Below are 24,240 nucleotides of genomic sequence, written 5' to 3'. Positions count from 1 at the left end.
ACTTTTAGTTTTAAGTGTTATGTTCATTTTTATAAAGCTTCGTCATAGTTTTTATGATTGGCAACGTGCAATTGGTTTGGGGTTAGATTGTTTGTTTTGGAATCAGTTCGAGCTGACGAATTTTTATCAAATTTCTTTGCATTGATCATCCAATTTCTTGCAGCTGCTTTCCAATCTTTCATTTTTGTTTTTCCTCCAATTAACCAACCATTACTTTCGTAATAGTTGTAGAATTTTTCTGCTTCAAATTCTGGTGTGTTTTTTTCAAGGAAATAATTTTTGGTTTCTTCAAATAAAGGCTTTGAAAATTTTGAATCACTTTTTTCTTTATTACCATTTTGAGTGTTATCCTTTTTAATGTTTATACTGTTTGTATTGTTTATAATAGGTACATGTTCATTACTTGTTTGGTGCTTGTTTATTACTTGTTCAGAAACTTGCTCAATAACCTTTTCATTTTTTGATGTAGCAGTTATTTTTTTTATTTCTTTTTTAGTTACTGGCTTTGTGTAGAAATCTAAGTTGCAAACTTCTAATAATGAACCTCTAAATGGGTTGTAAGATGGTTTGTAAATAATGTAGTCTCTTTCTGCAAGTTCTTTAATACACTTATGGTATGTTGCCGTAGAAGCGATTTTACTAATTCTCATTAATTCATCTCGAGAAATGCTAATTGGGTTTTGAAAACGGTTTTGATTCCACAATTGAAATATGGCCATGTATAGACTAATATGTGTTGGGTTGAGGTCATAATCGATACTTACCTTTTCGAAGAAACCTGTAAGGTGTTTGATGTAGTTCATTTTACTAGCTTTTTGCTACGCCAGTTCGCCTCAAAAGAGGCTCGTGTGTAATTAGTGAATAGTGAATAGTAACTAGCAGCGTTTTTTTACTGATTTAGCATTTTTACGATGTCTTCGTATTTGTAGTAAATGATTCCGCCAATACGTTTATATTTTAAAGTGCCGTTGATTCTAAGGTTTTGTAAAGTACCTGGAGAGATTTTTAATAAGTTTCTAACTTCTGAAGATTTTAGCCATTGTTTTTGAGTGGCTTCATTTGAAGTAGCATTCTTTAGTTCGTTTAAGAGTAAATTTCCAAAATTTAATAAATCTCTTTTTGTTACTACTTGGTGATTTAATAATTCTATGTTATCCGTTTCAGGAAAAAGTGATTTGTGGTTTAAATTGTTCATAATGCTATGTTTTGAATTAATTTGAAACAAAACAATAGCTTTTGGATAATAAAAATTCCCAAGTTGGTACCAACTTGGGAACGATTTTTATAAGATTTGGATAGAAATTGAAGTATTTAATATGAATCCTTCTCGATTTTGTTTTCGAGTTCTGCTTGTAACTGATTTAAGAAACGTGTTGGTTCAGTTTTACGGTTTTTGATATCGATAAAACTTCTGGTAATGTTGTCGCCTAAATCAATTTGAAAGGCTTTTTCTAAAACGTGTGTTATCTCTTTGATATCTGCTTGACCATTGTCGAATACTTTAGCTTGGTGTAAAGCATAAATTAATTCAATTAGATCAATCTTTTTTGCTGTCCAATGAAGATTTGAATTAAAGTTTGTATTTGCTATAGCACAAGATTTGTTGAGGTTATCAATGCAGTTTTCAATGTAAATTGCTAATAATTCATACGCAATTACTTCAGCTAATAAATAGTCATGTGAAGTAGATAATTTAGCATCTTGATTGATAACTACACAATCGTTTAAGAAAAGGTCTTTATACTTTTTTCGAGTAAAATATAACTCATCAAAATGTGTTGATTGACTTTTTATATATTTAATAAATTCTCTGTTTTTCCTGTGGAATTGATTAATTGCATTCAATCTTTTTTCAAAGTATTTTACCTTTTTGTTTTGTCTATTGGTTGGGTAGCAATTAGTATTAAGACTTCTTTATAGAAGATTAGTTTTGCTACTATATTGGGTTTAATTTCTTTAAAAAATATTATTTCATCTTGAATTGAATCAAATACATGGTTTTTTAACCAACTTGAAATTTGTTTAAGTGTTTCTTCAATGAAACTAATAATTTTTTTAGCTTTTTCTATTTCATTTGAATGCGTGTTTAAGATAGTACATAGTTCATTTTCAAAATCTACCAAAGAGTTATTTTTATAGTTGTAATCATAAAAAGAATAGATTTTAGTTTGTCAAATTAAACTAAAATCTATTAATATAAATGTTGATAAAATCTTAAAATACTTTTATTTTTTCACAATTTTAGTAATTCACTGATTTGCTTGAAGTTTGCAAATTATTACTGAATTTGGATTTTAATACCTGCATATCTTCACTAATTTTCTTATCTAAAATCTTTGCATAATGTTGAGTTGTTTTCAAATTTGTATGTCCTAACATTTTACTTACTGTTTCGATAGGAACTCCATTACTCAGAGTGACTGTAGTAGCAAAAGTATGTCTTGCCATGTGGAAAGTAAGGTCTTTTTTAATACCACAAACATCTGCTATTTCTTTTAAGTATGCATTCATTTTTTGGTTTGATGGACAGGGAGGAGGTTACCTTCATTTAAACAAACTGGGTGTTCTGCATATTTGTCTAAAATATATTGAGCTGTTGGAAGCAAAGGTATTTTTGAATTCGTATCTGTCTTTTGACGATTCTTATTAATCCATTTATCACCATCTATACCCAATACAATATTATTATTTGTAAGTTGTTTAACATCAATATATGCTAAACCAGTAAAGCAGCTAAACACAAATATATCTCGTATTTGTTCTAATCTTTCCGTTACAAATTCTTTGTTCATTATTTCTTGAATTTCTTGCTCCGTTAGAAACTCTCGAATTACTTCTTTTACTTTCGATTTATAATTTGCAAAAGGGTCTTTTATTAACCATCCATTTGCTAAACAGATATTGATGATTTTATGGAAATTTTTAATGTATTTGACAGCGGTGTTATTCGCGCATTTCCTTTCTGTTCTTAGATAGAATTCATACTCGGTTATAAAAGCATGGTCTATTTTGGTTATGTCAATATCTGAAATGTTGTATTTCCATTGTAAAAATGCTTTGGTATGTTTTAAAGATGTCTCGTATCGTTCTAATGTGCCTAGAGCATATTCAGAACCCACTAATTCTTTAATTTTACGATTGTGTTCTATGAAGATAGGAATCAATGTTCGTTCTCTTTCTTTTTTGCCTAAGTATTCGTTTTTGAAGTTTTCAAAATTGATTTGTGTATTACTCATGAATAATCTTCTCTCTACATCGAATACTTTAGATTTAACCATATCTAGTCGGTTATTTATTGAACGAGCTTCTTCTGAATTGCCTTTCACTCTGCCTGCTTCAGAACTCCATTTTGCTTCTTCAACAAATTGTCCGGTACTGATTTCGTATCGTTTTCCTTCGATAGTTATGCGTTGATAAATTGGAACTTGTCCATTGGCATTGATTTTTGATTTTCTAATGTAGAAAATCAGAGAGATTTTTGTAGTCATAATGGTAACCTTTAAATTGATAATTAATTTATTTTAATTCTCAATATAGGTCAAGATGTTTATTCATTGAACACCTTATTTTGCAAGGGTTTTCAAAAAATTCGGTGCACTTTTTTTGAGCGAAACCTGAGTGCACCGATTGTGCACCTTTTTTTGATTAAAAATGAATAAATTGGCTAATATATAAAATGAAAAAACCCTTTAAATACTACTATTTAAAGGGTTTTGATTTCGTTTGAGCCTTGCTCAGCGGAGAAAGAGGGATTCGTATCTCTTTCGTTAAGCCTATATTTTAAAAGTTTTTTCAATTGTCCAAATCTTGGGTCTCGATTTTAAACCTCAAAAAAGCATTCGTTTTTCTGACAAATCTTACAGTACAAATATAATAAAATATTTCAATTAAGTAGTTTAAAAATTAAATAAGTTGATACTGCTAATCAATCAATGGTAAAACATGTTCGATATTTAAGCCAGTATGCAAACAAAACTCTTCTACACTTACAAGGCTATTTTTAGGCTTTCTAAGCGACTTTCTTATTTCATTTAATATTCTTGTGCTTTGACGATAGCTTTTACCTGTAATGCGTTGTATGTCCTTTGGATAGATACAAACTCGTTTTGGTACTTGATTCATACTTTAACCTTGCTTTTGAGTTGGCTTTGAGATAGGTTAAAGATACTTAATTAATCTTTTCATTTAACGTTGATTGATAGAGTTCATATAATGTGTTTTAGGACGTTTAAGGACAAATGTGTCGATTTAGGACATTTGGTATTGGATATTGTTTTTTGATGGGTTTTGTGTGGGAAATTTGCAGTGTAATTATTTCAGAAAGTGTTGCAACCGAGTTTTGAATGTGATTAATGAAAGTGAAAAAATGTTGAACTAAAATTTTGAAGTTATGGCTAGACAGAAAGGCATAATTAAGTTAAAAGGTACTATCGGGGATATTACTTTTTATAAGACGCAGGATGGGCATTTAGCTCGTGAGAAAGGTGGCATTGAAGCAAGTAGAATTGCTAGTGACCCTGCGTTTCAAAGAACACGTGAGAACGGTTCTGAATTTGGTAGAGCTGGAAAAGCAGGTAAGCTTTTGAGAACGGCTTTACGCCCATTGTTGTTGAACTCTGCGGATGGTAGAATGGTGAGTCGTTTGACGCAACAAATGGTTAAGGTTATCCAAATGGATGCTGTGAGTGAAAGAGGATTACGTAATGTAATTGATGGGGAAATTGAATTGGTTCTTGGTTTCGAATTTAATATTCGTGGAAAATTAGGAACTTCTTTGTTTGCTCCTTTTACTCCTGCTATTGATCGTGTGGCTGGTACATTGGATGTTTCGATTCCTCCTTTTGTTCCTGCGAACATGATTGCAGCTCCTAGTGGAACTACTCACTTTAAAGTGATTTCTGGTGGAGCTGCAATTGACTTTACTGGGGAATCGTATGAAGTGGCTACTTCTGAAACTGCAATTTTACCTTGGGATGCTACAGCTACGACTGTAATCAACTTGAGTAATGCGGTGACTGCTAACTCTACTCACCCACTTGTTTTGGCTCTTGGTGTGGAGTTTTACCAACAAATTAATGGGCAAATGTATCCATTGAAAAATGGAGCTTTTAACCCGTTATCTATTGTAGCGGTTGATGGAGGAGTTTAATTAGTTGACAGTCTCAGTCTCAGTTTGCAGTTATGGTGCTGTTTTTGACAAGAACTTATTTCCCTGAAGGAACGAATGGAAAATTGGAATGTGAAGGCAAATTGATTAGTTATACTATTGAATTGCCGTGGAAACGAAATGAGCGTGGGATTTCCTGTATTCCGGAAGGGAAATATTTTATTAGAAAGCGATATAGTGCGAAGTACAAATGGCATTTGGAATTGGTGAATGTACCGAACAGAACGTATATTTTGATACATCCTGCCAATAATGCACAAAAGGAATTGCGAGGCTGTATTGCTCCTGTTACGAAACTTTCTGGACCTGGTTTAGGTTTACTATCTAGAAAAGCTTTTACCAAGTTGAAAGACTTAGTTTATAAAGCTTTGGATAACAAAGAAAGTGTAGAATTGATTGTACAATAGATCCTTTACAGGATGACATAAAAAGATAGATTATGAATGTAGTAGAACGTGCTAAGGCACCCACTCCGAAATTTTTTAAGGTGTTGCGCACCATTGGATTAGCCTTATTAGCAGTAAGTGGAAGCATTGTAGCTGCTCCAGTAGCTTTACCTGCTGTTGTTGTAACCGTTGCAGGTTATGCTGCCGTTGCAGGTGGTGTTTTATCAGCAGTAAGCCAAATTACCGTTGATACTTCGACAAGCTCAGCACAGGTTAAGGATAATACTATCCTGGGCAACAAAAAAGATGAGGTTAAGCCCGAAACTGATGTTGGAGGAAATGGATAATTCCTTAACTTTGAGGGCAGGAACTTTTGGAGGATTTGCATTGAGTGTTATTCCTAATTTAACCTCAGCAGATGTCTTGAAAACAATAGTTTTAGCCTTTATTGGAGCAGTCGTTAGTTTTGGTGTTTCGGTGCTTTTAAAACGCCTAACCTCAAAAAAGAAATAAGCTCAGTTTTGATTGGTAACCTTTACTGAGTATGAGAAAGCCTGAATTTTGTTCAGGCTTTTTTGCTATATCGGTTGTAATGTGTAACGAAACTTGTAGTAGAAATTGAATTTTAGAATTAAACATTATTAAAATTGAACCACTTTGAAAATACAAGTTAATCTTCGGTAAATATCTTACAGCTCTGTTTTATTTAGTTTGATTACATTAAATATTCTACTCACTCATCTTCGTTTAGTCTCAAGATTTTCAATTGCCTTAATTATTTTTTCTGCTTTTTGATCATCCGTTGCAACAGTAGAAATTTCGTTTAGAATTTGAGTCTGTTCTATTTTATCTAATCGCTCAAAAATATGCAAAACATGCGCATCTTTAAAACACTCTAAAATTTCAGAATTATCATTTGTTTCTGTTTGATTTTCCAGATATAAAGTTACAATTACGGTTTCACCGCCATTTTTGTTTATTGCATTTCTAATTTCTGAATTTATAGCCATTTTTTTATCCGAATTTTTTACTGGTCCTAAATTCTTATTCTTAACTTCATAGCCATCGATAGTTCCTGAAACTTTTAAATCACCCCATTTACCTTTAATGTCTTTGGTATTTGGAATTATCAATTGATAAGTCCAAGCTCCATTTCCTGGAATATATTGTAGCGTTAACTTTTCATTTTCAACTATGTAATTCATTCTCTTTTCAATTTTTTAAATGTTTTTAAATTTCAATTGGGTTTGTTACCATTATTGTCAAATGTTACAAATGTAAAGTTTTACTAATGCTTTTGAATTATTTTGATTGATAGTAATTAATATCAAATTATTATCCAAATATAAATGAATTCTTTCGATATGGTTTCTTTGATTAAATAAAAAAGCCTAGACAAATTAGTCCAGGCTTCCTTTTATTTATTTCTATACCTCATCATAATAGCGTTTTTGAGTTCGTTGATGAGGTGGATGTTTTTATTGAAATGGTTTTCCTGCTCTTGCAACAGCTTTAGTGCATGGATGTTTTTTTTGTGCTGCTCGTGTTCTCGCATCATTCGGGTTGCTTTTGGATTGAATTCTTTTTGAATTCATAGAGAGATAAGAACGGAATAACCGAACCGCGAAGAAAAGGCATCCAGAATTTGGATTTCCATAGGCTCATGGCTATCCAAAAAATGTCCTCTTTTTGAGCTTCAGTTTGAAATACAAGTACAAAGCTGTTTGTAAAGGGTTCGTTTTGAGGTTTTCCGCTATTCAGTCCTTTTGATAATACGAAAAAGTGCGGTTTGGCATAATGCGCCCCAGGTTGGTGGGTTTTAATAAAAATTGTGTCCATAGTACAAGGATTTAACAGGTTAACTTCCTTCGTCTTTCCTTCGTGATTGCCCGAAATGTGAATGGAAACCGAGATGATTACTCACATGTTTTCTATTGTTTTTTTATAGGAGTTCGTGAATTCCGCTTCACTCCATTTCACACACATTTTTGCAAAAGAAAAAAGGAAAAAAAAGAAAGCCCTCTTGCCTTGTGGAGGGTTTCAAAAAAGCAAGTTTTACGGGTAAAATACTACCCTACTGTGGAGTGTACAGTGGACAGTTTTTAGTATTCAGGAAATAAGTGAACTGGAAAATGAGGGTGGAGATTTTATCCAGAACCGAAGGCTTGAACTTGCTTTTTTGAATACCCGGAACAAACCTTTGGCTTCTTTTTTATCCTTTTTTTTGTAAAAATGTTTACCCCAAATGTTCTTATGAAATGGGGTTTTAGGGGTGTTCAATCGGGACTGGTGAACAAGGGTGTTTTTTTATTTGCTTACGTGGTGTATCGGTTGTGGTTGCAAATAAAAATACACTCTTGTGATAGTTTGATTTTTGAGGATGCTTGATAGTTCAGTTAGCAGTCTCGGTTTTCAGTTTGCTGTTAAAGTCTGATGGAAATGGGAAGCATCTTCAAAAAACGATGAAAATTACGTTAGCGTTAGCGTTCCTATTATTTTTCTGGTGGGTGCGGCTGGGAGCGGATATTTTACATAATAACCCTTATAACTTTCAGGGGGACTGCGTGGGGTGTTGGGAATGAATTATAAGGTTTATTATGTAATAATAGCTTGGGAGTGGTTTTTGTGTGTTTTTAGCGTTTGTTTTTTGGATTGGGTGTAAGTGGATAAAAAAAGGCGGACTGTGCGCGAGGGGTTGGAAAAACAGGGAGCCTTTTTTTATTGACTTACTATGGGGAAAACAAGTGCTAAAAACACACAAAATACCACTAGTGCGGTGGGGAGCCCTTCGGCAAGCCCAGGATAAACTAGGACTGGGTGGGTGAAACTACTTCAGCGAAGCGTTCCTATTAAAAAAAAAGAAAACAAGAAAGCCATTTGCTTACTATCTAGCCCCGATGGGAGTGATACCGTGTTTAACGGACAGCGGGCCCTTCGACAAAGCTCAGGATGACGTATTTGGAAACCAAGAATGCCCGAGTCTTTCGCTTCTTATTATTAACTATAGTTGCTGTTCTAATTTATTTTTCCATTTCTTCCAATCTGGCATTATCGAATCTAGCAGTTCGTAAAAAGCTTTAGTGTGGTTGTGATGGATTAAATGGCATAGTTCATGAATTATTACATATTCAATAGAACCTTTAGAGGCTTTAATTAATTCTAAATTTAAAATTATATTTCCATTAGCAGAACAACTACCCCAGCGTTTTTTCATTTTTTTAATTTGAATTGTTGGTGTACTGACTTGGTATTTATTAAATAAGGGCAATACCTCATGAATCAATTTTTTAAAATGTTGTTCTGCTTTTTCTATATACCATTTTTCCAATACACTTTCAGGTTTACTTTTAACAATATGGTTTACAATTAGCTTATTTCTTGAAATTTTAACTTCATTTTTTTTGCTTGGATTTATTTCTAGAAGATATTGTCTCCCCAAATACAAGTGTGTTTCTCCATTTATAAATTTTCTTTCTGCTAACTTAGGTAGATAAGATAAAAATTCATTTTGCTGCTTTATAATCCAACGAGCTTTTTGCTTTACTTTAGCTTCTATCTTATCCATTTCTGAATCGAAAGGAGCTGCAACATGTACCGAATTATCAGGATGAACTTTAATACCTAATGTTTTTCTGTCTGAAAAATCTAAATGAAATTTGATTGATTTTGACCCGTAATTTATAGAATGTTCCGACATTGTTATCATACGAATTTAGTTTTAGCCATTTTCAATACTTCTTCTACCATTTGGTCTATTTTTTCAAACGTAAAATCAATACCAAAGCGAATTTTGGCCTCAAAGAAATAATCGTCAATGCTTCTCAATATTTCACTTTCTATATTTTGGTCTTTTTGCCAATCTATACGTAAAATACCATTATCAAAAACGATATTTTTTAAAATCTCATCTATTTCTTTTGCCATTTTAGCTGGCAAATCGTCATTGTTTTTCAACTCATTAACAAAAACCTCACCTATTAAATTGAAGATTGCTATTCCTGTTGGATTGTTCTTTATTATCTCAGGAATATTTTCCGTTTGCCCTTTTAAGAATGTTTCTTCAAATTCTTTGGCTTTTTTCAAATATTCTGTTTCATCAATACGTTGTTGATGATATTCTTCAATTGCTTCCTTAATTAGTTTTGATAATTTTTTATAAAAAACAGGGTCTTCGTTCATTTTTACATTGATAGCACGAATAGTTCTACTGGCAATATGATCGGCTTTAGCAGCTTTACTACTTAGTTTTTCAACTTCTTCTTCTCTTTTTGTTTGTCAAAAATGTTGACTTGATCTGTAATTCTTAAAACTTCGCCTTCCGTAGTAATATGCTTGTCAATAAGCTTTTGAACTTGTGGTTCGTATTCGGCATAATCTAAATCATCGGAATATCTTCTTTTTACGGCTATACGCAATGCTAAAAAGAATTTTGCATCCTTTTTGTATTTTTCTATAACTTTTTCGTCTGTTTTGGTTGCAAATTCAAAACTAGACAAAGCCATTTTTAAAATTCTTGAAAAGATGGAAACTTTTTCATAAAAATTATGTCTTAGTTCTTCATCATTTAATAATTCCTCATAGGCAGGTTCGTCATATTTATTTTTTATTGTTTTAAAAATATCCCAAACATCTGAATGTACTTGAGGTAGCTTTTTAATTTCATCTCCAATATTAGTCCAAGTACCCTCGATATCTTCCGCATCAAAAGTATTATCACCTGAATAGGTTTCTAAAGCATTGTGTAAGTTTTCTAAGTTTCCAAAATAATCAATGATATACCCATAATCTTTTCCTGGGCATAAACGATTAACACGTGCAATAGCTTGTAAAAGCGTATGTTCTTTTAAAGGTCTCGTAAGATATAAAACGGTATTTCTTGGCGCATCAAAACCAGTAAGTAATTTGTCAACTACTATTATAATTTCAGGAGTATCTTGCTTTTTGAATGAATTGATAACTGTTTTTTCATACATTTCAGTTGTACCGTATTTGTCCATACGAGATTTCCAAAATGCTTTTACTTTATCTTCAGCAATTTCAAAAGCATCTTCTTCACCTTCTCTCATATCTGGAGCAGAAATTATTACTTCTGACGTTACTTTTCCAATCTCGTCTAAATATTCTTTATATCGAATAGCTGAAACTTTATTAGGAGCTACAAGTTGTCCTTTATAAATGGTTCCTTTCCAATTGTCTTCGAAGTGTTCTGAAATATCCCATGCTCTTGCATAAATTACTTGGTCTGCTTTATTTAAAATATTTTTAGAACTGTATTTTCTTTTTAATGCTGCTTTGCCATATTCTGTTAGAGGTTCTGAGACTTTATCGAAATAATTATCCAATGGTTTTTCATTCACTTCAATTAAGTTGTGTCTACCCTCGTACAAAAGAGGTACTACAGCTTTGTCATTTACCGCATCTGTAATGGAATACACATCGATTAGACCTCCAAATTTATTTGCTGTACTTTTTTCTTTTTTCATTAAAGGAGTACCTGTAAAAGCGATAAAACATGCATTTGGGAAAACCTTTTGCATTTTAACATTGAATGTACCGTATTGACTGCGGTGTCCTTCATCAATTAAAACAAAGATTTCGGATGATGTAAAACCTTGTTTTTCTTGATTTACCGCCGCTTCAAATTTGTGAATTAAAGTAGTAATTACTGCATCGCCTGGACTTTTGATTAATTGTACTAAATGTTTGCCTGTTTGAGCATTTTCAACTGGAACTTGGCATTTTTGAAATGTTTCCGTTATTTGATCATCTAAGTCAATACGATCGGTAACTAGAATAATTTTAGGGTTTTTGATTGTTGGATTCGCTGCAATTAGTTGTGCTAACATTACCATAGTAAGTGACTTTCCACTTCCTTGTGTATGCCAGATTACTCCTCCAATATGATTTCCTTTATTATCTGTTTTTTCAATTCTTTGTAATGTATTTTTTATTGCAAAATATTGTTGGTATCTCGCTACTTTTTTAATTCCTTCATCAAACAATGTAAAATTAAACATGATGTCTAACAGCCTTTCAGGAACACAAAAGCTGTAGAGTAATTTATCTTGTTCTGTAATTACTTGTTGTTCTTTTTCTAATTGCTCAAAATAATTCCAAACACTTTTAAAACGCTCTTTAAACAAAATTGTTTTTTCATCATTTGGCAGGGGTTGGTGTTTTATAGCATTTATTTTTTCTTCCCAATTTAACTGTTCCTCCTTTGTTTTGAATACTTCTTTCCAATAACCCCAGAACTCTTTAGCTGTAGCAGTTGTTGCATATTTTGCATCATTAGTGGCTAATGCTAATGTTAGATTAGAATATTGATATAGTGATCGAATTCCATCGTCTTGTTGATTTCTTAGCTGTTGTTCAATTGCTTTCTCTACTGGTTCTTTGATAAATGGACTTTTGCATTCTATGACAACCATAGGGATACCATTCACAAATAGTACAATATCAGGACGGTAATGGTCTGCTCTTTCTGAACGGATTACACTGTATTCTTCCGTTACATGGAAAATATTATTTTCAGGATTTTTCCAATCGATATATTGAAAAGAAAAACTTTTCTTATCTCCTAAAATATTTTGTTCTAAACTTTTACCTAGGGTAATAAGTTCATAAAAATGTTTGTTAGCCGCAATAAATCCTTCATTTATTGGTAAATCTCTTAGTGCTACAATTGCATTATTGATGTTTGTTTCAGAAAATGAAAAATCTTTACCTTTATAGTTTATGGTATTTATTTTTTGCAATTGTTGTTTCAAAACACCTTCTAACAATACATTTGATGTTCTATTTCCTCTTGCTTCAACTGCTTGCTCTTGAGACAGGTATTTCCACCCCATGTTCATTAAGAGTTTCAGGGCTGGTACTTGTGATATGATATCCTCGGTTAGGGTTATATTTTGCATACTTATTAAACTTTAAGTCCTAAAAAATAATCTTCTATAAAATCCCATCTTTGTTCAGATGTAAGATTTGAAGAGAAAAACTCTTCCATTAATTGAATACCCGAAACGTGTCTTTGTCGAACATCTGCTAAAAGGATATTTTGATAATTGCTATTTATTACTTGTCTTAATCTAAAAGGGTCGTTTATACGAACGAATATTTTTGGATTTTCGCCACCTGAAACAGTATGAGTTCCTAAATCTAAAACTTCCAAAATCTGTCCAACTTTTGAATAATGTATCTTTTGAGGTGAATCTCTAGAAACATATTTTATTACTTCTCTTTTTGTTAAAAACATTGTATTAACACTTCTTCTGATGTTTGAAATAATTGAAGTAATTGCACCATCTACAACACGATATTTGATTTCGTTTTCAAATTTTTTAGATTGTAAAAAATTAGCATTATCTACCACGTCTCTTATTGTTAGGTTATAAAGATTTTCTCTTTGACTAAACATAGGCAAAATAAAATCGGCTATAGTTTGTGCTAATTGTCTCTCAATTCCAAGTCTCACTAAATTTAGCATAAATTGTTCAGGAGTGAAGAAACCTTGTTGGTTTGTAAAAGCAATTTCAATTTTATTAAAATAATCTTGTAATGCAGCTTGAATTCTAGCTTTAGAATCATTTATCGTAATTGAAATTTTAAGTTTAGGTTCCAAGTCAATATCTTCAAACAATCTTTTATTGAAGAAATCTCTTTTTACGATTGCAAAGGATTTATCTCTAAAGTTGTTTTCCCAAATTTTATCAAGTTCTAAAATAATTATTGATTTGTTGTGTTGTTCTAAACCTTGATAATTGATAATTCGAAAAGAATCAGATTTTAATTCATTTTCAATTAATGGTATCTGCTCGTTTTTAATACTAGCATAAACTGTTGCAAATAAGTTTTTAGGTCTTGCAATTATTACTGGTATTCTCTTATACTTTAGATTTAGATCTTTTTCTATTAGCATTAAAGCATTTTTTAAAGCATTTTGAAGTTGATCGCCTTCTGAACTAAAAATATGTGCAAAATCTTCTGCATTAATTAATTGATTTTGCTTTGCATTTTCCTCATAAAAACGATATAACCTTCTCATTACTTCACGAAGTTGCCAATCGAAAGTTCTATTTAAGCCATGTAACACGTTTATGAATTGGAAATCACGATTACTAAAATCTACTGTAGCAACACCCTGTAGATCTTGTCTTCTTGCCAAACGACCAATTTCTTGAATGTAATCCGTTAGTAAACCTGTTGGAGCTAAATGATAGACTTGTGTAATATTGTCTACATCGATTCCCATTCCGAAAGCTTTTGTAGCTACCATTGTTATCGATTCATTTTCTCTAAATTGTTCGTATGATCTATCTCTGGTCGCTTGGTCTAGTTGACTATGGAAAGGATGAACTGTTACATTTGTTTCTGTAGCCTTAGTTGTTAATTGATTTACTTGAGAAGTATATGGACAATAGACAATTGTTTTTTTATTATTAGCTTCAAATTCTCGTATTCTTTCAACCGCTAAATTTATTTTTTGTAATTGTAAATTCCCTTCAATATTTACGTGATTAATTTCAAATGTAATATCATCTCTTCTAGCGTAACCAATATATTTTTTACAATATGGCATTTGTAAACTTTTTAAAGTTTCAAATACCACATCGTGCGTTTTACCGTAAGGCGCTGTAGCCGTAACCGCTACTACCACAAATTTTAGATTTTTATTGTTTTGGTCTTTAGCATACTTTCTGACCTTGTTAATGTGATATCCCAAATACCAATAATCAACTCTAAAGTCTCTACCCCAAGTGGTTACTGTATGGGCTTCGTCTACAATATATAATCCTAGTCTTCTTTTATCTAAAAAGTAACTTATGTCATAAGAAAGTAGTAACTCTGGTGCTAGATATAATATATTGATTTGACCATTGTGAACTTCTTTTAAGATTTCATCTCTTTCTACAATTGAGATATCCGAATTTATAAAAGCTACTTTATTATAGTTTGCTTTCCCTTTTAATTGATTTACTTGATCTAGCATTAAAGCTTTTAAAGGCGTTACCACAATACTTAATGCATTGTATTTTTCACCTATATAAATGGCAGGCACCTGGAATAATAAAGATTTACCAGCACCTGTTGGAGCTGTTAGAAAAATATCTTGAAAGGCTTTGTTGTGTACGTTTCCATTTTCATATTCTTCAACAATAGATTCTATTACATCGGCTTGACTAATTTCAATTGTTTCTTTTGAAATATCTGGGTCGGCATAGACTTTTAAAGTTTTAAAACTAGGATAGCCCCAATATTTTTGTAAAATATCATTTAGCTCAGGTCTTTTGGATTTTGTTAAATCGTAAACAATCCTCTTTAGATTAACCGTTATATCAAGTTTAGCAAAAGCATCTAAAATAATTGAAAGTTGTTCGTGAGCACTTAAATCTGTTTTTACCACGTTATCAACTACGATTGTAACTTCTTTGGTTTCTTGATTTATGGTATCGTAAACTATTTTAACAAACTCTCTGGTTTCGAAGTTAAATACAAAGTGATTAGAATCTATGTCATTTTCTTTGATAGTTTCAAGAGAATTGTAATCCCAGTTAGCTTCTTCAAATAATGGAATTATGCTTTTAGCATTTTTTAAAAGCTCTCCATCTCTGTATTGCACAAAAGTTTCACCATTAATTACTAAACTTGAAGCTACAATATCTGTGTAGAACTCATCGTCTATTTCTTCTGCTTGTTCGCTAGTATCTTCAATATTTTGAATTTCACAGGTAAAATTATTGGGTGCAAATTCAAAAATATTAAAATCAATGATTTTTATATCTGCTTCAATACCTAACTCTTTTGCTAGTTTGAAACCATATATTAGTGCTTCGTAAGATATTATTCTTGTATTTACATTTGCTGAACTAAGCTCATTAATGAGATGAAGTTTTGCTTTTTTAGAAAACAATACTTCATCGTTAATTTTATCGTTTTCCCAAAATGAATAATCAATACATTTTTCTTTTAACTCATCAGGAAGCTCTGCTAATTTGATTCCTTTGAACGCAATTAATGCATGAAAACTTTCATTTTTTTGAAATGCTTTTTTTAAGAGAGTAGCTAATTTTGACATATCTATAAAAATTAATTATTGATTATTTCAATAACTTTTGTAAATCCATTGTTTGCAGTGTTTTGGTCGTACAAATACAAAGGCATATCAGCTTTAGGCATCCACACTCTTCCTAATTCAATTGCAGTAGCAATTGGCATAGATGGAAAAACATGTAGTGGCGTTGAAGCACCATATTTGGTTTTTATTCTATTAAACAACAGTCTAATGACAACACTAAAATCTTTTAAATGTCTTTTGCTTTTTAAATAGTCATTAAATGGTTTGTCTATTGTAATTGTATAAATATCACAATCATCGCCTAACACTTGTGTAATTCTATCATTAGTTATAGTTGCACTTAACGAAATATTAAGGGCTACTTTATTGTGCTTTTTCTCAGGTTCAATCTCAGTATATTTTACTTCTGTAGTATCATCGTCTAAATTCCATGTGTCGGGATCACGTACTTTTTGATGAATATTGGCCGTATAAATATCATTTATAAGTGTTCCTAATTTAATAAGTAATGGAATTGGTGCAAATGCAAATACCGACAAATGTTTTATTTCTCCTTTCGCAAAATTTTGCGAAAGTTTTTTATTGAATTGTGCTTGTAAATTTTCAACCTCAGTTGACCAAAATGTAGTATCTCTATCTCTTTGTATACTATTTGACAAACTTAAATCAATAGTATCTGCAATAGCTGGATAATATGACGGCATCAGGAATTGACTTACTGTTTGGTAACTCATTTCTGGGGTAAACTGACCTACATTAGCTTTATATGTAAGAATATGACTTACCATATTTGGAGCAATTGCGGTATTACGTTCTATTCTTTCTTCATGCTCTTTTTTCATTTCCAAAAGTAACGTTTCGGGATGACCTGCCACATCTATCTTATCAATCCTTCTATGACATTGATCACACAACAACATCAAGTTAGATAGTGATTTAGATAATTGATGTGATCGAATCGCATCACCTCTCGGACCACCTGGCTCATCTGCGACGATATGAGCTATATAAGACTTATTGAATGTTCTTTTTGTAATAATATCATCATACAAAGAGATATTGCAACCTCTATACTGACAACGACCACCTGATTTTACAAGAAGTTGATTTTTTATGGGAGCGGGTATTGATGTTTTACTCATAATTTTTAGTTGTCTGTTTTAACTCTTACTTTACCTGTTAACAACTGCTGCATTAATCCTTTTTTCTGTAACTGAAGGTTTGCTAATTTTTGTTCGTATTGTTTAAGTTCATTTGTTGCATTATCTAAAATATTTGCAATTGCATTTTGTTCTTGAACAGATGGTAGTTTTAATTCCAACTTCAAGAAATCTGTTTTACTCATCACTCTGTTTCTACCGGCTCCTCCCGGAGAGATTAATTCAAGTAAAAACTTAAATCGTTTTTCAAGAATAAAATACCTAAAAAATGTAGGAGATGCTTTATCGACTTTAAAGGTATAAGTTGGAAAACGATGAGATACCAAACCACCTTCGTCTTCTTTAGATACAATTGCCACTGCTTGTTCCCATGCAAAAGTTATATTTACTATTAAATCATTTTCTTTAACTTCATATAATTTTTCCATTGCAATTGCAGAAGGTTCAAAATTTGGTTTATGAAATACCCCTTTTCCGTGACTTCTAATACCTAGTGCTAAAAAACTTTCTTTTGGTTTGTCGATTTCTCTTGGAGTATAAGCTAAACACTCGCTTAATTGTTTCATTTTCCAACTGTCTACAAACCCACTAACTCTAGTTTCCCCAGAAAGTAACTGCTGCGCTAAGCCTTTGTTTCTTTTTTTAAGTTTTTTGATTATTTTTTTACAGTTATCAATGGCGTTGTCCCATGTGGAAAGGATTTCGGCGATTTTTTTTTGTTCTGGAAGTGGTGGGAATACAAGAGGATATTTGAATAAATCTTCAAGTGTTATACTAACTTGATTTGCATTTCCTCTAACAATTGTTTCTATAAAATCTAAGTATCTTTTTTCTTTAAATTGATTGAAAACAAATTGCTGATTAGCAATATCCTTCGTTCTTATAATTACAGCATTTTGATTTAATAAAGAGCCTTCATGTTTTTTTTCAATTTTAATAACTTTACCAACCATTGAATCATACATTGGAGGACGAGAACCAACAGTAGTAAATACTAAATCATCACTTTTTAGTTCCCATTTTTTATAATTAAAAGCATTTTTAGAATCTATATACATAGCACCTTCTTCTTTTATAGAATTTGAAGTTGTGTCTGATATTCTAATTATTCTTACACCTTTATCAGAAAACATATTTGATTTAAAGGCATAACCTTTTATGTAATTTGTAACTTCTCCTAATTCTTTAATCTCCCATTCTTCAGGAATTAATCCAATAGGTGTTTTCTTGTATTGACCTTTATTTATATTGATCATATCTGTTTTTCTCTTAGTGAAATTATATTTATTTGGTTATTATCTTCATCAAAAATAACTCCCAGAGGAAAACCTGCATCAGTATCAATTTTTATATGATATTGAGGTAAATCTTGAGTCCCTAATAAAACAGCTATTCTATAATTTCTATGATCTTTTAGATAACTTGCTGGATAATTACCAACCATTTCTAAATCATTTTTACTTAAATATTCTTCAAAATTGAACTTGTTATTAAAAATCATACCCTATATTGTTTATTATTAGCTTAATGAATCAATTGCTTATTTTTTTTAGTTAATTTTTATTACTTATTATCCGCAAGCTTAGGTACTTTTGAAATAGTATGAATTCCTCCACCCATCCATTCTCCTGTACCTAACCAAATTTCATAATGGTATAGCCATTCAAAAGCCCAAGGAATAATCGTTGATGTCAATAACATTGATTTATTCCACTCTTTTCCATCCGGATAATATAAACACAAATGCTGTTTCTTTTGATCATAACAATGTGGTAATTTTGTTTTTCCCTTTGCTAATGCCAGTTTTGGATTTAACACATATATTTTAGGTGCACTGTTTGTTTTTTGTGCTCCTAATCTTTTTCTTGAACCGTTTATTTTGTAGACCAACTTAATTTCATAATTATCTCCCAAAGGAGAAGGCGTAATCGTGTGAGTCCACGTTAATTCTTGGTCATGAAAAGTTGTAACTGTTGAATCCGGAAACATCCTCTTAATATTTGCTGCTTGAATTGCTATTGATATGTGATTATTCTTCTTCACCATAAAAATTATGTGGTTTAATTACATTAGCTGCACCAGTCATAACTCCTAATTTTGTATCAAAACGATTATTTCCATTTTCTGTTAATAATCTTGCTCTATCTCCAATATTATTGAATGCTTTTTTAACCTCTTTTTCACCAAATGATTCAGATAATCTGGTCATTATATTGTGACTTCCTGTTAGCTGTGTTGTTTCTTGAATATCTTTTTTAACTGCTGTTAACCAATCATAAAATTTCTTTTGCTTACGTGGATTTTCTCTCCACTTATCGGCAAAATTTTCAACTTTATTAACTGGATTCTCAATAAATTTATACCACTCGCCAGTTTTTTCATCTTGTTTGTCTAAGATAAAATCATGCATATTTTCAATCACATCTAATAAAGCTTCTAAAATATCAGTTTGTTTTTTGTATGCTCTTGCAGCCAAAGTTGTAATGATAATTGAAATCGGTTTTTCGTCATCACCATCAAACATTATGTCTCTATGTCGCTTAAGAATTTGCACTACACGTTGTAACGGAAGTTTATTTGATTGATATTTTGGTACTGGTTTAACCGCTTCGTTTAACGAAAACATTTTCTCAGCTGAAATGGTAGCTTGATTTATAAACCATTTTGCATATCCAAACGGATTGCTTTTTAACCAATTTTCTTGATTTGTTTCGCTAGGATAGTTTGGTTCTAAATTGTCTGTAATACGAATTGCGAGAGCGTCTACATTGCTGTCATGCATATTAGTAAATGCTTTTTCCAATAGAATACTATATCCACTAGCAATTATAGCTGGAAGCACATCCATATGGTACTGGTCGTTCTTTTGAGAATATTTTCTATACTCTAAAGTCCAACATCTTCTTCCTTCTTTATCTAACATCTGCTTGTAAGTCTCATTTTCTTTTAATCGATCTCCTACAATTTTCTTTAAATGAGCTTGCGTCCAAATAGGATTTTTACCTGTTAATTTACATACAATATCAATATCAATATCGTCTTTTTCTGAAATAGGCTTTATAGCAGTTCCTAATAAAAATGAACCTTGTGGAAGAATTTCTGGTTTGTATGGTGCTAGTGCTGAATTTTCACTCGAAAGCCAATTTCCAACTGCGTTATAACTAGCAACTGCTGCATTAAATTCCGTCTCAGAAATATCAAGTGATTTTCCTAACTCATTAAGGATTTCACTGAATTGTTGTTTTTGTTGTGTTGTAAGCATAGCGTATACTTTTCTATTGGTTAATATTACGGTCGATTATTACCACTCCTCCAGTTCCTGCAAGAAGATCTAAAGAAGTATGTTTTCTTATTTTTTTGTGTTTTCTATACATGTTGTTTTTATATATATAGAAATTTTGAATTTTGATTCATATGCATCCTGATATCTATAGAAAGATTGACTTTTCTATACATATTAGGGCAAACATATATAGAAAAAAGCTATTTTCTATATATGTTTTTTTTATTCTCTTACGTTTACATTGCTTAGCAAAGTGTACAGCGTATTATTAATATAGTAGTTGTCTCTACCTATTTTGTGTTTTTCCAATAATCCTATACGTACCAACTCATCTAAATATCGAGTTGCTGTAATACGGGATACATTAAGCTCTTTCATAACAAATTCAATCTTGGTATAGGGATGGCGAAACAAATTATTGAGCAAATCTTGGCTGTATATTTTAGGTAATTCCGTACGCATTTTATTTTTAAATTGCTGCATATCTCTTTTAATGCCTTCAATTAATACAATTGTTTGTTTTGATGTTTGCTCTACCCCTTCTAACATGAAAAGAATCCAATCTTCCCAATTGTCATTATCTCTTACATCTTGTAACAAACGGTAGTAATCTGCTTTATTTTCGTTGATGTATCTACTCAAATATAGAATCGGAATTTTTAAAAGGTCTTCTTTAACCAAATACAAAATATTAATTATACGTCCTGTTCGACCATTGCCATCATAAAACGGGTGAATGCTCTCGAACTGGTGGTGGATGATTGCCATTTTTACTAAAGGATCAAGGTCGCTTATTTCGGGATTGTTGATGAATTCCTCTAAATTTTTCATCAAACTTAGGATTTCGTCAGCATGTTGAGGTGGCGTATAAACTACTTCTCCCGTTTTATCATTTTTAAGAGCTGTTCCAGGAACTTTTCTATAACCTGCGTTATTTTCTTCGAGTTCTGCTTGAATTTCTAGAATATAAGAATTAATCAAAAGTCCATTCTGTCTTACTTTTTTAAAACCCGATTGCAAAGCCGTTGCATAATTATAAACTTCTTTAGCAGCCATGGATTTGAACTGATACGCCAAGAAATCACTTTGAAACAATTCGTCGTGAGTTGTAATAATATTCTCTATTGCCGAACTGTCTTTTGCTTCTTGTAACGACAAAGTATTTATTAAAATGGATTCGTTAGGAATCGTATTTGCAGCTCCTTTTAGCTCGGCTAATGCTTGATGGGCTTTAGCTACTTTTTTTAGGATAACTTTGTTTTCAACATCGCGCTTAATGGGTAATAATGAAATGGATGAATTCATACTTATATCAGATTAAGTTCTTTTAAATAGTTTTCCATTTGCGTTTCTACTTGAACCAACTCTTGCTTTAACGCCACAATATTTTCTTGAGTAGCTTTAATATCCACAGGAGCTTCTTCTTCAAAAGTATCTACATAACGCGGAATATTTAAGTTGTAATCGTTTTCTTGAATATCGGAGATGGTAGCTCGGTATGCATATTTATCTTCTATTACCATTCCTTTTTCTGTGTTTAGAGGTTGTGCCGCTTTGAAGTTTTTATAAACGGAAACTACGTGTTCTATGTCTATATCTCTTAAGCGGTTTTGATTTTTACCACTTTCAAACTCTCGGCTGGCATCAATGAATAAGATTTCTTTATTACTTCCTTTTGCACGATTAAAAATCAATATTGCTGCCGGAATTCCAGTTCCAAAAAACAAGTTGGCAGGTAAACCGATAACTGCTTCTAATAAGTTATCATCTATTAATTTTTTACGAATTTGACCTTCGCTACTTCCTCTAAATAAAACACCATGAGGCACAATAACACCTACTTTCCCTTTATCTTCATAAGTAGTTTCAATCATGTGTGTAATAAAGGCATAATCTCCTTTACTTTTGGAGGAACACCACGATAAAATCGGTTGTATTGATCGGCAGCTGCGTTATCAGCTCCCCATTTATCTAAACTGAACGGAGGATTAGCTACTACAATATCAAATTTCATTAATCCATCGTTTTCAATTAATCTTGGATTGTTTAATGTATCACCCCATTCTATGGTTGCACTATCTTGCTCGTGCAGGAACATATTCATACGGCATAGTGCCCAAGTACTTCCGTTGTTTTCTTGCCCATAAAGTGAGTAGTTTTTACCTTCTACTTCTTGTGCCACTTTTATCAATAATGAACCTGATCCACATGCCGGATCACATATTCTATTCCCTGGTTGCGGGTCGACTAATTTTGCTAGTAACGTACTCACTTCGCCTGGTGTATAGAATTCCCCGGCTTTTTTACCTGCTTCACCAGCAAAAAGAGAGATTAGGTATTCATAGCTATCTCCGATAATATCATTACCCTCTAAATGTGATGGTTGTAAATCTAAACCTGCAAAATCAACTAACAAATTTTTAAGGATTTGATTTCGTTGTTTAGTAGGCCCAAAAGCAGTTTCAGCATTGAAAGAAATACTACGAAATACCATAGCTAATTTTGAACGATTGGCATCTTCTAAGGCTACCAATGCCATGTCTATTAATTCCCCAATATTGTTTTCGTTTCTGTTTTCATATAAAAATTCGAAATTACTTTCTTTAGGTAAAATGAAGCGTTCGCGTTGTAATTGACGTTGCACCATTTCTTCATTATTGGGATATTTTTCACGGTATTGCACAACTTTATCTTTCCATACATCTGAAAGGTATTTTACAAACAACAATGTTAAAACATAATCTTTGTATTGACCTGATCCCATTACAGGACGCAGACTGTCGCATGCTTTCCAAACAATATTGTTGATTTCTTTTTGTGTGATTTTATTTTCTGCCATGATTATTGATTTATTAATTTTATAAGTGCTGCTTGAATTTGATTTTGTTTTTCTGAGATTATTTTTTTAGCAATATTGATTTCATTTAAGTGTAATTGCTTTAACGCTACAATCTTTTTTTGTTGTTCTAAAGATACGCAGTTGAAAGCAAAATCGGCTATTTCATTTTTTCTGATTGATGGAATGGTACTGGATGAAGCTGCTTGCTGAAAATAAGCTTGACTTTGCGGTAAATTGAGAACCGTTGCTAAATATTCAGGCAAAACTTTAGACTTGTCAACTTCTAAAACAAAAAAGACAGAAGAAGCTACCACACGACCCCAGTCTTTTTTGTAAGCTGTTGCAAAAAATCTAAAACCTTTTGCAACAAATAGCACATCTCCCTCTTTTAATTCGTTTTCAGGGATTACTTGTTTGTTCTCAAGAAATGTATCACAGTCATAAGAATACTGCCCTTGATCATCAAAATGCTTCGCTTGAAGATATGGCACATCGTTACTTTTACCCGCAATACTGTAATGTCCAAATTGTATTTTTGCTATCTCTTTAACTTTAGTTTGCATTTTATTTTTTTGTATTGATATTCAAAATTACAAATAAAATTTGAGATATGCAAGTTTATTTTTTTGTATAACTATTCAAATTTTAGTTTTTTGGATTGTTTTATATTAGGATTTTGTTCCAAATATTTTATATCCTAGCAAACATAAAAAAGTATAATAAGAAAAAAATGTGGAAAACCGCATTTCAGTTTTTTTTAAAGGATATTGGTTTAAAGTACTATTTAAATGAAGTTGTCTTATTTCATAAAAGAAAAAAAATTAGAGTTCTTGTTTTTAAAATCTTTAAATAACAAAGATTTATATTACTCTAATAGCACCTTCATTTCTTCCTGCTCCAAAAAAGCATTACACCAACCAAAATCTATCAATTCGTTATTATTTATTTCAAAATTTAAGGCAAAGCTTTTTTGGTATACAATACGCCCTGGTAACTTAGTTTCATTCATTTTACGGAATTCTACACTAAAAGCTTTTATTGTTTTACCAAACGAACAAGCAATACATTTTGATTCAAATGATTGAACCGAATTGATTTTTATTTCCATTGCGTTCTCATGCCAAAATTGATGTTCCTTTAAGGCTTGGGAAATAAAGTCATTATAATCTTCTTGGTTTATATTTTTCAATGAATATTTATTAAGTATTTCAATAAGACCTATAAAATCTACTTCCATACACTTTTCTTCCATTTCTTTGATAAACAATTGGGTTTCTTGTGCTGTGAGCAATCCCTCTTTTATAACTGAATGGTCTTTCGTTCTAATCAT

At 31.7% G+C, this 24,240-nt stretch carries 21 protein-coding genes and 3 pseudogenes; 4 read left to right on the top strand and 20 right to left on the bottom strand.

The genetic code is table 11. The features are described 5' to 3' along the window. Nucleotides 1-29: 29 nt before the first annotated feature. From GCU34_RS00705 to GCU34_RS00685, 5 genes and pseudogenes are all read right to left on the bottom strand, one after another. Nucleotides 30-803 (bottom strand): hypothetical protein, encoded by a 774-nt coding sequence (locus GCU34_RS00705; protein WP_072780708.1) that lies wholly within the window; start codon nucleotides 801-803, stop codon nucleotides 30-32. An 86-nt stretch (nucleotides 804-889) separates the two neighbouring features. After that, nucleotides 890-1,195 carry a helix-turn-helix domain-containing protein gene (locus GCU34_RS00700; RefSeq protein ID WP_072780711.1) on the bottom strand — a complete coding sequence of 102 codons (306 nt, stop codon included), beginning with the start codon at nucleotides 1,193-1,195 and terminating at the stop codon, nucleotides 890-892. A gap of 116 nt (nucleotides 1,196-1,311) precedes the next feature. Beyond that, entirely contained in the window at nucleotides 1,312-1,845 is a 534-nt protein-coding gene (locus GCU34_RS00695; protein WP_152378322.1) for an RteC domain-containing protein, read from the bottom strand. Between the two features lie 17 nt (nucleotides 1,846-1,862). Further along, nucleotides 1,863-2,123, bottom strand: coding sequence for a hypothetical protein (locus GCU34_RS00690; protein ID WP_152378321.1), 261 nt, complete (start codon nucleotides 2,121-2,123; stop codon nucleotides 1,863-1,865). Nucleotides 2,124-2,241: 118 nt separating this feature from the next. Further along, nucleotides 2,242-3,488 (bottom strand): annotated as a pseudogene (locus tag GCU34_RS00685) (site-specific integrase). Nucleotides 3,489-4,390: 902 nt separating this feature from the next. Here GCU34_RS00685 and GCU34_RS00675 point away from each other — a divergent pair. From GCU34_RS00675 to GCU34_RS13545, 4 genes are read left to right on the top strand one after another with little or no spacing between them, the layout of a single operon-like run. Further along, complete coding sequence (locus GCU34_RS00675) at nucleotides 4,391-5,149, top strand: hypothetical protein (protein WP_072780723.1); 759 nt, start codon at nucleotides 4,391-4,393, stop codon at nucleotides 5,147-5,149. A 32-nt stretch (nucleotides 5,150-5,181) separates the two neighbouring features. Further along, nucleotides 5,182-5,574 (top strand): DUF5675 family protein, encoded by a 393-nt coding sequence (locus GCU34_RS00670; RefSeq protein ID WP_072780726.1) that lies wholly within the window; start codon nucleotides 5,182-5,184, stop codon nucleotides 5,572-5,574. A 32-nt stretch (nucleotides 5,575-5,606) separates the two neighbouring features. Further along, nucleotides 5,607-5,900 carry a hypothetical protein gene (locus GCU34_RS00665; RefSeq protein WP_072780729.1) on the top strand — a complete coding sequence of 98 codons (294 nt, stop codon included), beginning with the start codon at nucleotides 5,607-5,609 and terminating at the stop codon, nucleotides 5,898-5,900. Then, entirely contained in the window at nucleotides 5,893-6,066 is a 174-nt protein-coding gene (locus tag GCU34_RS13545; RefSeq protein WP_178138323.1) for a hypothetical protein, read from the top strand. Before GCU34_RS00665 ends, GCU34_RS13545 begins: the two co-directional genes overlap by 8 nt. A gap of 224 nt (nucleotides 6,067-6,290) precedes the next feature. Here the strand turns inward: GCU34_RS13545 and GCU34_RS00660 are convergent, their stop codons facing one another. The 15 genes and pseudogenes from GCU34_RS00660 to GCU34_RS00595 form a co-directional block, all read right to left on the bottom strand. Beyond that, on the bottom strand, nucleotides 6,291-6,758 hold the full coding sequence (locus GCU34_RS00660; protein ID WP_072780730.1) for a DUF1905 domain-containing protein: 468 nt from the start codon (nucleotides 6,756-6,758) through the stop codon (nucleotides 6,291-6,293). Nucleotides 6,759-6,970: 212 nt separating this feature from the next. After that, a pseudogene (locus tag GCU34_RS00655) lies at nucleotides 6,971-7,392 on the bottom strand (DUF6943 family protein). 1,162 nt (nucleotides 7,393-8,554) lie between these two features. Further along, the gene (locus GCU34_RS00650; RefSeq protein ID WP_143146189.1) at nucleotides 8,555-9,250 is read right to left on the bottom strand and encodes a M48 family metallopeptidase; all 696 of its coding nucleotides are present in this window, start codon (nucleotides 9,248-9,250) and stop codon (nucleotides 8,555-8,557) included. Between the two features lie 5 nt (nucleotides 9,251-9,255). After that, complete coding sequence (locus GCU34_RS13735) at nucleotides 9,256-9,732, bottom strand: hypothetical protein (RefSeq protein ID WP_227658703.1); 477 nt, start codon at nucleotides 9,730-9,732, stop codon at nucleotides 9,256-9,258. A gap of 62 nt (nucleotides 9,733-9,794) precedes the next feature. Beyond that, on the bottom strand, nucleotides 9,795-12,404 hold the full coding sequence (locus tag GCU34_RS00645; RefSeq protein ID WP_262884247.1) for a type I restriction endonuclease subunit R: 2,610 nt from the start codon (nucleotides 12,402-12,404) through the stop codon (nucleotides 9,795-9,797). A gap of 71 nt (nucleotides 12,405-12,475) precedes the next feature. Next, the gene (locus GCU34_RS00640) at nucleotides 12,476-15,628 is read right to left on the bottom strand and encodes a helicase-related protein (RefSeq protein ID WP_072780746.1); all 3,153 of its coding nucleotides are present in this window, start codon (nucleotides 15,626-15,628) and stop codon (nucleotides 12,476-12,478) included. Nucleotides 15,629-15,639: 11 nt separating this feature from the next. Continuing rightward, on the bottom strand, nucleotides 15,640-16,770 hold the full coding sequence (locus tag GCU34_RS00635; RefSeq protein WP_072780749.1) for an SAVED domain-containing protein: 1,131 nt from the start codon (nucleotides 16,768-16,770) through the stop codon (nucleotides 15,640-15,642). A 5-nt stretch (nucleotides 16,771-16,775) separates the two neighbouring features. After that, nucleotides 16,776-18,044, bottom strand: coding sequence for a restriction endonuclease subunit S (locus GCU34_RS00630; RefSeq protein WP_072780752.1), 1,269 nt, complete (start codon nucleotides 18,042-18,044; stop codon nucleotides 16,776-16,778). After that, on the bottom strand, nucleotides 18,041-18,289 hold the full coding sequence (locus GCU34_RS00625; protein WP_072780755.1) for a hypothetical protein: 249 nt from the start codon (nucleotides 18,287-18,289) through the stop codon (nucleotides 18,041-18,043). Before GCU34_RS00625 ends, GCU34_RS00630 begins: the two co-directional genes overlap by 4 nt. Before the next feature lie 62 nt (nucleotides 18,290-18,351). Next, complete coding sequence (locus GCU34_RS13540) at nucleotides 18,352-18,777, bottom strand: hypothetical protein (RefSeq protein ID WP_218587724.1); 426 nt, start codon at nucleotides 18,775-18,777, stop codon at nucleotides 18,352-18,354. Nucleotides 18,778-18,817: 40 nt separating this feature from the next. After that, nucleotides 18,818-20,050 carry a nucleotidyltransferase domain-containing protein gene (locus GCU34_RS00615; protein WP_072780761.1) on the bottom strand — a complete coding sequence of 411 codons (1,233 nt, stop codon included), beginning with the start codon at nucleotides 20,048-20,050 and terminating at the stop codon, nucleotides 18,818-18,820. 243 nt (nucleotides 20,051-20,293) lie between these two features. Next, nucleotides 20,294-21,376, bottom strand: a complete 1,083-nt coding sequence (locus tag GCU34_RS00610; RefSeq protein WP_072780764.1) for a Fic family protein — start codon at nucleotides 21,374-21,376, stop codon at nucleotides 20,294-20,296. 2 nt (nucleotides 21,377-21,378) lie between these two features. Beyond that, nucleotides 21,379-22,835, bottom strand: a pseudogene (locus tag GCU34_RS00605) (type I restriction-modification system subunit M). 77 nt (nucleotides 22,836-22,912) lie between these two features. Then, complete coding sequence (locus GCU34_RS00600; protein WP_072780770.1) at nucleotides 22,913-23,473, bottom strand: restriction endonuclease subunit S; 561 nt, start codon at nucleotides 23,471-23,473, stop codon at nucleotides 22,913-22,915. 302 nt (nucleotides 23,474-23,775) lie between these two features. Beyond that, on the bottom strand, nucleotides 23,776-24,240 hold the full coding sequence (locus tag GCU34_RS00595) for a hypothetical protein (protein ID WP_072780772.1): 465 nt from the start codon (nucleotides 24,238-24,240) through the stop codon (nucleotides 23,776-23,778).

This window comes from Flavobacterium haoranii (assembly GCF_009363055.1).
Lineage (GTDB): Bacteria > Bacteroidota > Bacteroidia > Flavobacteriales > Flavobacteriaceae > Flavobacterium > Flavobacterium haoranii.
Note: the sequence above shows the minus strand (reverse complement) of the source record. Positions and strands in the feature narration are given on the sequence as shown.